The organism is Streptomyces sp. NPDC054841, from assembly GCF_053611045.1.
The window spans coordinates 1-10,006 of record NZ_JBSGZO010000320.1; the positions used below are offsets into that span (position 1 = coordinate 1).

Sequence of the window (10,006 nt, forward strand, 5' to 3'; positions counted from 1 at the left end):
GCCGACGGGCTGCCGCCGAGCCCGGCGGGCTGGATCATCACCACCGCCCGCAACCGGGCGGTCGACCGCCTCCGCCGTGAGGCGTCCCGCGCGGACCGGCACGCCCAGGCCGCCCTGCTGCACGCCCCCGGCGAATCGGCCGAGGAGGGACCCGTGCACGACGACCGGCTGCGCCTGATCTTCACCTGCTGCCACCCTGCCCTCGCCCCCGCCGCCCGGGTCGCGCTGACCCTCCGGCTCATCGGCGGGCTCAGCACCGCGGAGATCGCCCGTGCCTTCCTCGTGGCCGAGCCGGCCATGGCTCAGCGGCTGGTCCGGGCCAAGGGCAAGATCCGCGACGCGGGGATCCCGTACCGGGTGCCCGCCGATGCCGACCTCCCGGACCGCCTCCGGGCGGTACTCGCGGTCGTCTACCTCATCTTCAACGAGGGCTACGCGGCCGGCTCGGGCGAAGACCTCGTCCGCGAGGACCTCTGCGCGGAGGCCGTCCGCCTCGGGCGGCTCCTGTACGAGCTCATGCCCGACGAGCCGGAGGTCGTGGGGCTGCTCGCCCTCATGCTGCTCATCGACGCACGCCGCGCGGCCCGCACCACGCCGGACGGCGGGCTCGTGCTGCTCGCCGACCAGGACCGCGGCCGCTGGGACCGCGGCCTGATCGCCGAAGGCCAGGCCCTCGTCCGGCACTGCCTTCGCCGCAACCGGCCCGGGCCCTACCAGATCCAGGCGGCCATCAACGCCGTCCACAGCGACGCGCCGACCGCCGCCGCCACCGACTGGCGGCAGATCCTGCGGCTCTACGACCAGCTCCACGCGATCGCCCCGAACCCGGTGGTCGCGCTCCACCGCGCGGTCGCGGTGGCCGAGGTCGAGGGGCCCGAGGCGGCACTCACCCTCGTGGACGGCCTCGGGCTCGATACGTACCACGTCTTCCACGCCGTCCGGGCCGATCTGCTGCGCCGCCTGGGCCGCGACGCGGAGGCGGCGCGCGCGTACGAGGCCGCCATCGCGCATGCCGGCAACGCGGCCGAGCGCGACTTCCTGGAGCGCGCCCGTCGCGCACTCACCTGACGAGGCCGCCGCGAGGCCCGGTGGGGCCGGTTCACTTGTGACTGAGCGCGCGAGTCGGCCCGTGGCAAACCGAACGGCAGCGGGTCATTGTGAACTCCCTGTAGTCACGGGATGCGATCGCGGCCGCTGAGGGCGACGCTGAGAGAGGCCTGCACCCGTGACCGCCCACCCCACGGCTGCCGACAGCGGGGGAAAGATGAGTGGCGGCCCGAGTGACAGAGGTGAGAACACCATGCGCATCGCCGTCGCCGGAGCAACCGGGAACATCGGGGCCCGCACCGTCGCCGCCCTGGAACAGGCCGGACACGAAGTCGTGCGCATCAGCCGCTCACTCGGCGTGGATCTGACCACCGGGGACGGTCTGGACGCCGCGCTGACCGGCGTCGACGCCGTCGTGGACGCCACGAGCCACGAGGCGGACGACCGGGACCAGGCGGTGGCGTACTTCGGCACGACCACCCGGAACTTGCTGGCTGCCGAGGAACGGGCCGGTGTCCGTCACCATGTGCTGCTCTCGATCGTCGGCGTCGATCGTATTGAAGGCAACCCGCACTACGCCGGAAAGCGCGAGCAGGAGCGCCTCGTGACCGAGGGCCCGGTGCCATGGACGATCGTTCCTTTCACGCAGTTCCACGACTTCGCCGCAACGTTGACAAGTTGGACCGAGCAGGACGGCGTCGCCACGATCGCACCGCTGCTCGTACAGCCGATCGCGCCCGCGGACGTGGCCGACATCCTCACCGAGATCGCCACGAGCGCACCGCAGGGGCGTTACCGCGATGTCGCCGGCCCGGAGCCGCAGGACCTGGTGGACATGGCCCGGCGCACCAACGACACGCGCGGACACGCGGTCAAGCTCGTGCCGACGTGGCAATCGCTGCTCGGCCCGGAGTGGGCTGGTGACGTACTCCTGCCCGGCAAGGGCGCCCGCATCGCGCCAACCACCTTCGACGAGTGGCTCGCAAAGCCGCAGTAGCGTCACCCCGGTCCAGCACCCTGCGCCCCCGATCCTGCGGAAGTCCGTGTATGGCTCAGCAAGGGCAGCGCAATCAGGGGAAACACGATCACGGACAAGAGGCCCGCTGCCACCAGCGCGGCCGCGTTGGCCGGTCGGATCGCGTCCAGCTTCAACCCGATCGTTGTCGCTGCCACGATCACGGGGAGGGAAGTGGCCTGCAGGAGCCCACTGGCCATGATCTCTGCCCGCGAGAGACCCGCGCTGCGGTAGGCCAATGCGGGCAGTCCACGAACGAGGAGGAGCGCGGCAAGGAACATCGGTACCCGCAGCACCGTCGCGGCGTCCGCGAACAGTGCGCCGAGGTCGAACTGGATTCCGCTGGTCACGAAGAAGACCGGGACGAGGAATCCGTAGCCCAGGCCCTCCAGTTTCACCTGGAACTGGGGATGCGTCCGTTCGGCGTCGGGGTCGATCAGCCGCAGTACGGCCCCAGCAATGAAGGCACCCAGAATGGCCTCGAATCCGAGGTGCATGGCGACCGCGGACAGGCCGACGATCAGAAGCATGGTCAGGCGGATTCGGACTTGGGCGCTCGTGTCCGCCAAATTCACTACGGCTCGGGACAGCCACATGGAGCGCCCCGCACGCATCGAAGTCACCGCGATGAGCGCCGTCAGGCAAGCCAGGCCGAGCAACAGAAGCAGCCTGGAGGCCGGGCCCGAAGCATGCTCGGAGAAGAACAACGACAGCAGCAGCACAGCGCTGATCTCACCTGCAGAGGCTCCACCGATGGTCAGTTGGCCGACTGGCCGGTCGATTGCGTCGGCGTCCTTCAGGATCGGGACCAGAAGCCCCAAGGACGTGGCCACCAGCGCGGTGCCGATCAGCAGTGGGCTCTCGACCAGCCCGGCGAAGTCCAGCACCCAGCCAACGATCCCGGCCAGCACAATCGAGCCCGCCAGACCGATGGCGACGAGCCGCGCCCGTGGGCCGTGCAGTTGCTGGAAATCGATCTCGAGCCCGGCAAGGAACAGCAGGAAGCTCAGTCCAATGATCGACAACGCCTGAACGGTGGCGTCCGGCTGTACCAGATTCAGCACCGCCGGACCAAGGATCACACCGGCCACGATCTCGAGGACTGGGCCCGGGAGGGGGACTCGGGGCACCATGGCGAGGAGGAACGGGACGGCGGCGCCTACCGCGAGAACGATGACCAGATTGTCGTAAGACATGGTGACTCCGGTGGCCGGTAGGCGGTGCGCTGGCTATGGCCAACGTTGTCCCTTTACGTGATGCTATGGGCCGCTGGTCCTTCTAGGCTGAGGGGCGAACTTCTCGGCGCGGGCGTGCACGTGTGATCACGCTCCCACTCGGCTAGGGATGCAATCGATGGTCGTCAGCAACCTCGTTCTCCTGGGCAACGCCGGTGGTGTGGGCCGCACGGTCCTGGAGCAACTGCGCGCGCAGGGCGTGCCCGTGCGTGCGATCGTCCGGCGCGACGACGATCGTGCGGCCGAGCTGCGTGGGCTCGGCGCGGAGGTGGTCCTCGGCGATCTGACCCGGCCCGAGAGCGTCGCGGCCGCGCTGGAGGGTGTGGGCAGGATGTACTTCGCCATGCCCGTGTCGCCTGACCATCTTCTGGCCGCGGCCGTGGTGGCCAGCGTGGCGCGCGAGCACGGAGACCTGGACGCCCTGGTGAGCATGTCCCAGATGACGGTGTCGCAGATGACCGCCACCAGTACCGCGGAGTCGCACCAGCAGCGCCTGCACTGGCTGGCGGAGCAGGTGCTGAACTGGTCGGGCCTGCCGGTGGTACACATCAGGCCGACGTCGTTCCTGGACAACCCGCTGTTCACCGTGCTGGCGGCACGCTCGATCCGGGAGAGCGGCACGATCGAGCTGCCCTTCGGCACTGGGCGCACTTCGCCGGTCGCTGTGGAGGACGTCGCCCGAGTGGTCGCCACCGTGCTGCGTGACCCGGCCCGGCACATCGGACACGTCTACGAGCTCACGGGCCCGCGCTCCGTCGATATGACGGAGATGGCCGAGGAGTTCTCACGGGCGTTGGGGTCCCCGGTGTCCTACGTGGACGTGCCGCTGGAGCAGTGGCGGGCCGAAGTCCTTGCCAAGGTGGGCCTGCCGCCGCACACCGAGGAGCACATCGCCACCATGGCCCGACTGCACCGCGAGAATCGCTACGACCGCGCGACGGACGACGTACGGCGCGTCACGGGCATGACAGCTCGATCGGTCGAAGCGTTCGTGGCCGCCCGCAAGGAGTTCTACCTGGGCTGAGTCGCACCGGAAACTCTCGGTCACATCGCTGGGGCCGGCCTGTCACGAGTCTCGTTGCATAAAACTGCGATGCTGCGTATAGTCATGCCATCAATGAGGAGGGTCCGATGGCAGTACGTGCAGCAGTTGCCGGAGCGAGTGGATACGCGGGCGGAGAACTCCTCCGTCTGCTCCTCGCGCACCCCGGCGTCGAGATCGGCGCCCTGACCGCGAACACCAACGCCGGGCAGCGGCTCGGAGCGCTCCAGCCCCATCTGCTGCCGCTGGCGGACCGGGTGCTCGAGGTCACCACCGCGGACGTGCTCGCCGGGCATGACGTCGTGTTCCTCGCCCTGCCGCACGGCCAGTCCGCCGCGGTCGCCGAGCAGCTCGATGACGACGTCCTCGTCATCGACATGGGTGCCGACTTCCGGCTCGACGACGCCGCCGACTGGGAGAAGTTCTACGGCTCGGCGCACGCCGGGACCTGGCCGTACGGCCTTCCCGAACTGCCGGGTGCCCGCGCCGCGCTGGAGGGGTCCAAGCGCATCGCGGTACCCGGCTGCTTCCCGACCGCGGTCTCGCTCGCGCTCTTCCCGGCGTACGCGGCCCACCTCGCCGAGCCCGATGCCGTGATCACCGCCGCCAGCGGCACGTCCGGCGCAGGCAAGGCGCTCAAGCCGCATCTGCTCGGCAGCGAGGTCATGGGGTCGATGTCGCCGTACGGCGTCGGCGGCGGCCACCGGCACACCCCCGAGATGATCCAGAACCTCAGCGCGGTCGCGGGCGAGCCCGTCACCGTGTCCTTCACGCCCACCCTCGCGCCCATGTCCCGCGGCATCCTCGCCACCTGCAGCGTCAAGGCACGGCCCGGCACGACGGCCGACGCCGTACGGTCCGCGTACGAGAAGGCGTACGCCGACGAGCCGTTCGTCCACCTCCTCCCCGGGGGACAGTGGCCCGCCACGGCGTCCGTCTACGGTTCCAACGCCGTTCAGGTCCAGGTCGCCCACGACGAGGCCGCCGGCCGCATCATCGCGATCAGCGCCATCGACAACCTCACCAAGGGCACGGCGGGTGGCGCGGTCCAGAGCATGAACATCGCCCTGGGGCTCGACCAGACCACAGGACTCTCCACGATCGGAGTCGCGCCATGACGGTGACGGCAGCCAAGGGATTCACGGCCGCGGGCATCGCCGCCGGAATCAAAGCCCCCCTCAACGGTGAGAAGGGCGGCAACCCGGACCTGGCCCTCGTGGTCAACAACGGGCCGCGCCATTCTGCCGCCGGAGTCTTCACCTCCAACCGCGTCAAGGCCGCTCCCGTCCTCTGGTCCGAGCAGGTCCTCAAGGGCGGCGAGGTCTCCGCCGTCGTCCTCAACTCCGGCGGCGCCAACGCCTGCACCGGCCCCAAGGGCTTCCAGGACACCCACGCCACCGCCGAGAAGGCCGCCGAGGTCCTTCAGGGCCACAGCGCCGGGGAGATCGCCGTCGCGTCCACCGGACTCATCGGCGTACTGCTGCCCATGGACAAGCTGCTGCCCGGCATCGAGAAGGCGGCCGCCGAACTCAGCGTGCACGGCGGTGAGAAGGCCGCCATCGCCATCAAGACCACCGACACCGTCCACAAGACCGCGGTCCACCAGGGCGACGGCTGGACCGTCGGTGGCATGGCCAAGGGCGCGGGCATGCTCGCCCCCGGCCTCGCCACCATGCTCGTCGTGCTCACCACCGACGCCGACCTGGACAGCGCGACCCTCGACAGGGCGCTGCGCGACGCGACCCGCCTCACCTTCGACCGGGTCGACTCCGACGGCTGCATGTCCACCAACGACACCGTGCTGCTGCTCGCCTCCGGCGCCGCCCAGGTCACCCCGGAGTACGGCGAGTTCGCCGAGGCCGTACGGGCCGTCTGCGACGACCTCGCCCGTCAGCTCATCGGTGACGCCGAGGGTGCCAGCAAGGACATCCGGATCGAGGTGGTCAGCGCCGCGAGCGAGGACGACGCCGTCGAGGTGGGCCGCTCGATCGCCCGCAACAACCTCCTCAAGTGCGCCATCCACGGCGAGGACCCCAACTGGGGCCGGGTCTTGTCCGCGATCGGTACGACGAAGGCGGTCTTCGAGCCCGACAGGCTGAACGTCGCCATCAACGACGTCTGGGTCTGCAGGAACGGCTCCGTCGGCGAGGACCGCGACCTCGTCGACATGCGCTACCGCGAGGTCAGGATCACCGCCGACCTCGCCGCGGGGTCCGAGTCCGCCGTCATCTGGGCCAACGACCTCACCGCCGACTACGTCCATGAGAACAGCGCGTACTCCTCCTGAGGATCCCGGAGCCGATGAGCACTCGTAAGCACACCGCACTCCCCAAGGCACAGACCTTGATCGAGGCACTGCCGTGGCTCACCCGCCACCACGGCAAGACGGTTGTCATCAAGTTCGGCGGCAACGCGATGGTCGACCAGGAGCTGAAGGCCGCCTTCGCCCAGGACGTCGTCTTCCTGCGGCAGGCCGGCATCAAGCCCGTCGTCGTGCACGGAGGCGGCCCGCAGATCAGCGCCCAGCTCGACAAGCACGGCCTGGTCAGCGAGTTCAAGGCCGGGCTGCGCGTCACGACCCCGGAGGCCATGGACGTCGTACGGATGGTGCTCGCCGGACAGGTCCAGCGCGAGCTCGTCGGGCTGCTCAACCAGCACGGCCCGCTCGCCATCGGCCTCACCGGCGAGGACGCGCACACCATCACCGCCACCAAGCACCGCCCGACCATCGACGGCGAGCTCATCGACATCGGCCGCGTCGGCGAGATCACCGAGATCGACACCGGAGCGATCGAGGCACTGCTGAACGACGGCCGGATCCCCGTCATCTCCTCCATCGCGCGCAGCGCCGACGACGGGCATGTGTACAACGTCAACGCCGACACCGCCGCGGCCGCGCTGGCCGCCGCGCTCGGCGCCGAGACCCTGATGGTCCTCACGGACGTCGAGGGTCTGTACGAGGACTGGCCCAACAGCGACGAGGTGATCAGCCGCCTCACCGCGAGCGAACTGGAGAAGCTGCTGCCCGAGCTCTCCAGCGGCATGGTCCCCAAGATGGAGGGCTGCCTGCACGCCGTGCGCAACGGCGTCAACACCGCCCGGGTCATCGACGGCCGGGTGCAGCACTCCATCCTGCTGGAGATCTTCACCGACGAGGGCATCGGCACGATGGTCGTGCCCGACGGCACCGAAGGGGGAACGGCATGAGCGACCACGGCGGCAACCAGGAGTTCACGCAGCGCTGGCAGGGCTCCATGATGGACAACTACGGCACGCCGAAGCTGTCCCTGGTCCGCGGCGAGGGCGCGAAGGTCTGGGACGCCGACGGCAACGAGTACCTCGACTTCGTCGGCGGGATCGCCGTCAACGCGCTGGGCCACGCCCACCCCGCCGTCGTCGAGGCCGTCTCACGGCAGATCGCCACGCTCGGCCATGTCTCGAACCTCTTCATCGCCGAGCCCCCGGTCGCGCTGGCCGAACGGCTGCTCCAGCTCTCCGGCCGCCCGGGCCGCGTCTTCTTCTGCAACTCCGGAGCCGAGGCCAACGAGGCCGCCTTCAAGATCGGCCGGCTGACGGGCCGTCCGCACATGGTCGCCACCCAGGGCGGCTTCCACGGCCGGACCATGGGCTCCCTCGCGCTCACCGGCCAGCCCGCCAAGCAGCAGCCCTTCCTGCCACTGCCCGGCGACGTCACGCACGTTCCGTACGGGGACGCCGAGGCGCTGCGAGCCGCGGTCACCGAGGAGACCGCCCTCGTGATCATCGAGCCGGTCCAGGGCGAGAACGGCGTGGTCGTACCGCCGCCCGGCTACCTCCGGGCGGCCCGGGAGATCACCCGCGCCACCGGCACGCTCCTCGTCCTCGACGAGGTCCAGACCGGCATCGGCCGCACCGGCCACTGGTTCGAGTACCAGGCCCACCAGGGCGTCGACCCGGACATCGTCACCCTCGCCAAGGGCCTCGGCGGCGGGCTGCCGCTGGGCGCGACCGTGGCATTCGGACCGGCCGCCGATCTGCTGCGGCCCGGCCAGCACGGCACGACGTTCGGCGGCAACCCGGTCGCCTGCGCCGCGGGACTCGCCGTGCTGGGGACCCTCGACGGCAAGCTCGACGACGTCAAGCGGACCGGCGAGAAGCTCCGGGACGGAATCGAGAATCCCGGCGGGAAGCAGAAGCACCCGCTGATCTCCCATGTCCGCGGTGCGGGCCTGCTGCTGGGTATCGTGCTCACCGAGCCCCTCGCACCCCGGGTGCAGCAGACGGCTCAGGCTGCCGGCCTCCTGGTCAACGCGCCCGCCCCCGATGTCGTAAGGATCATGCCGCCGCTGATCATCGGCGACGCGGAGGTGGACGCTTTCCTCCAGGCGCTGCCCGGCATCCTCGACGAGACATACGGGGACGGACGATCCGGAGAATGAGACGACGATGACCGATGCGCAGGAAATCGAGCACGGCGGGCCCTCCGTGCCGCAGACCCGCACGGCCCGCCACCGCCGGATCGTGGACATCCTCAACCGGCAGCCGGTGCGCTCGCAGAGCCAGCTGGCCAAGCTGCTCGCCGACGACGGGCTGAGCGTCACCCAGGCGACGCTCTCCCGCGACCTCGACGAGCTCGGCGCCGTGAAGATCCGCAACACCGGGGGCGAGCTCATCTACGCGGTGCCGAGCGAGGGCGGATTCCGCACCCCGCAGGCGCCGCTGGGGGAGTCGGCGAAGGAGGAGCGGATGCGCCGCCTCTCCGGTGAGCTGCTCATCTCCGCGGAGGCCTCGGCCAACCTGGTGGTGCTGCGTACGCCGCCGGGCGCGGCCCAGTTCCTCGCCTCGGCCATCGACCAGGCCGAACTCCACGCGATTCTCGGCACGATCGCGGGAGACGACACCCTGCTGCTCATCTCCCGCGACCCGGCGGGCGGCCAGGCACTCGCGGACCATCTGCTGCGGCTGGCCCAGAACGACCGCTGACAGGTCTCGGCGCACCGCCGGTGCCTGGTCGGCGAGCGGCAGCCGGGAGGCTGGGAAGAGCGACGGGTCCTGGAGGCTGCTGCTCCTCGGCCGTGCGCGCCGCTGCGGGACCCGGCCGCCGCCCCGGCGCTCGCTCGGCGGCCCCGGGGGTCAGGCCCTGCCCGGGCGATCTTGTCGGGCCCGCGACGCTCCCCCAGAGCTTCGCCTGGGTGGGGGTGCCCCCCGGCGGAGCCAGGGGGAGTACCCCCAGCTACGGCATACCCCCAGCTACCGCTGGGGGTACCCCCACGCTGCGTTGTCGGAGTCGCCCGAGTACGCCCAGTACGAGGGCGATCCCCGCCTTGCGATGCGTCCCCTCGGCCCCAGGGGGCCGGGGGAGACCCCATGCATCCGGCGCCGCGGCCTGTTCCTCGAAGATCGCCCGGACAGGGCCTAGTTGTATTGCCCTGTGAGGTTGGGGACGCGGCTGGCGGGTGGTTTGCCTGCGAGCGCGGTGTGTCCGCGGTGGTGATTGTAGGAGTGCAGCCATTGCGGGAACGCGTCGCGTCGTTCCTGCTCTGAGCGGTAGGGCTTTGCGTAGGCCCATTCGTCGAGCAGGGTGCGGTTGAGTCGTTCGACCTTGCCGTTGGTCTGTGGCCGGTAGGGCCGGGTTCGCTTGTGGGTGATCCCGGCTGCCGCGAGGGCATCGCGCCAGGCGTGGGACTT

Annotated in this window: 10 protein-coding genes; 8 read left to right on the forward strand and 2 right to left on the reverse strand. The window is 70.4% G+C overall.

Annotated elements, in window-relative coordinates; all coding sequences use genetic code 11:
- Positions 1–1,068 (forward strand): RNA polymerase sigma factor (locus ACWGI8_RS31285; RefSeq protein WP_453666030.1); only part of this gene is annotated, 1,068 nt, incomplete at its 5' end.
- Between the two features lie 232 nt (positions 1,069–1,300).
- The gene (locus ACWGI8_RS31290) at positions 1,301–2,044 is read left to right on the forward strand and encodes an SDR family oxidoreductase (RefSeq protein ID WP_453666031.1); all 744 of its coding nucleotides are present in this window, start codon (positions 1,301–1,303) and stop codon (positions 2,042–2,044) included.
- Between the two features lie 2 nt (positions 2,045–2,046).
- Here ACWGI8_RS31290 and ACWGI8_RS31295 read toward each other — a convergent pair whose 3' ends face one another.
- On the reverse strand, positions 2,047–3,258 hold the full coding sequence (locus ACWGI8_RS31295) for a cation:proton antiporter (protein ID WP_453666033.1): 1,212 nt from the start codon (positions 3,256–3,258) through the stop codon (positions 2,047–2,049).
- A gap of 157 nt (positions 3,259–3,415) precedes the next feature.
- Here ACWGI8_RS31295 and ACWGI8_RS31300 point away from each other — a divergent pair, with 157 nt between their 5' ends.
- The 6 genes from ACWGI8_RS31300 to ACWGI8_RS31325 all read left to right on the forward strand — a co-directional run bounded on the left by ACWGI8_RS31300 (position 3,416) and on the right by ACWGI8_RS31325 (position 9,301).
- Positions 3,416–4,321, forward strand: coding sequence for an NmrA family NAD(P)-binding protein (locus tag ACWGI8_RS31300; RefSeq protein ID WP_453666035.1), 906 nt, complete (start codon positions 3,416–3,418; stop codon positions 4,319–4,321).
- A 107-nt stretch (positions 4,322–4,428) separates the two neighbouring features.
- Positions 4,429–5,457, forward strand: coding sequence for an N-acetyl-gamma-glutamyl-phosphate reductase (argC, locus tag ACWGI8_RS31305; protein ID WP_453666037.1), 1,029 nt, complete (start codon positions 4,429–4,431; stop codon positions 5,455–5,457).
- Positions 5,454–6,626: a bifunctional glutamate N-acetyltransferase/amino-acid acetyltransferase ArgJ gene (argJ, locus tag ACWGI8_RS31310; protein WP_453666038.1), complete on the forward strand. Its 1,173-nt coding sequence runs from the start codon at positions 5,454–5,456 to the stop codon at positions 6,624–6,626. The genes argC and argJ overlap by 4 nt, the downstream gene beginning before the upstream one ends.
- Before the next feature lie 14 nt (positions 6,627–6,640).
- Positions 6,641–7,546, forward strand: coding sequence for an acetylglutamate kinase (gene argB / locus ACWGI8_RS31315; protein WP_453666039.1), 906 nt, complete (start codon positions 6,641–6,643; stop codon positions 7,544–7,546).
- Positions 7,543–8,757: an acetylornithine transaminase gene (locus tag ACWGI8_RS31320; protein WP_453666041.1), complete on the forward strand. Its 1,215-nt coding sequence runs from the start codon at positions 7,543–7,545 to the stop codon at positions 8,755–8,757. Before argB ends, ACWGI8_RS31320 begins: the two co-directional genes overlap by 4 nt.
- Before the next feature lie 7 nt (positions 8,758–8,764).
- A complete protein-coding gene (locus ACWGI8_RS31325) occupies positions 8,765–9,301 on the forward strand; it encodes an arginine repressor (protein WP_453666043.1) in 537 nt (178 codons plus the stop codon).
- Positions 9,302–9,733: 432 nt separating this feature from the next.
- Here ACWGI8_RS31325 and ACWGI8_RS31330 read toward each other — a convergent pair.
- Positions 9,734–10,006, reverse strand: a 273-nt coding sequence (locus ACWGI8_RS31330) for an integrase core domain-containing protein (RefSeq protein ID WP_453666044.1), incomplete at its 5' end; no start/stop codon positions are given.

Coding starts and splice junctions, on each gene's coding strand:
- ACWGI8_RS31290 (WP_453666031.1), top strand. CDS start 1,301: ATGCGCATCGCCGTCGCCGGAGCAACCGGGAACATCGGGGCCCGCACC.
- ACWGI8_RS31295 (WP_453666033.1), bottom strand. CDS start 3,258: ATGTCTTACGACAATCTGGTCATCGTTCTCGCGGTAGGCGCCGCCGTC.
- ACWGI8_RS31300 (WP_453666035.1), top strand. CDS start 3,416: ATGGTCGTCAGCAACCTCGTTCTCCTGGGCAACGCCGGTGGTGTGGGC.
- argC (WP_453666037.1), top strand. CDS start 4,429: ATGGCAGTACGTGCAGCAGTTGCCGGAGCGAGTGGATACGCGGGCGGA.
- argJ (WP_453666038.1), top strand. CDS start 5,454: ATGACGGTGACGGCAGCCAAGGGATTCACGGCCGCGGGCATCGCCGCC.
- argB (WP_453666039.1), top strand. CDS start 6,641: ATGAGCACTCGTAAGCACACCGCACTCCCCAAGGCACAGACCTTGATC.
- ACWGI8_RS31320 (WP_453666041.1), top strand. CDS start 7,543: ATGAGCGACCACGGCGGCAACCAGGAGTTCACGCAGCGCTGGCAGGGC.
- ACWGI8_RS31325 (WP_453666043.1), top strand. CDS start 8,765: ATGACCGATGCGCAGGAAATCGAGCACGGCGGGCCCTCCGTGCCGCAG.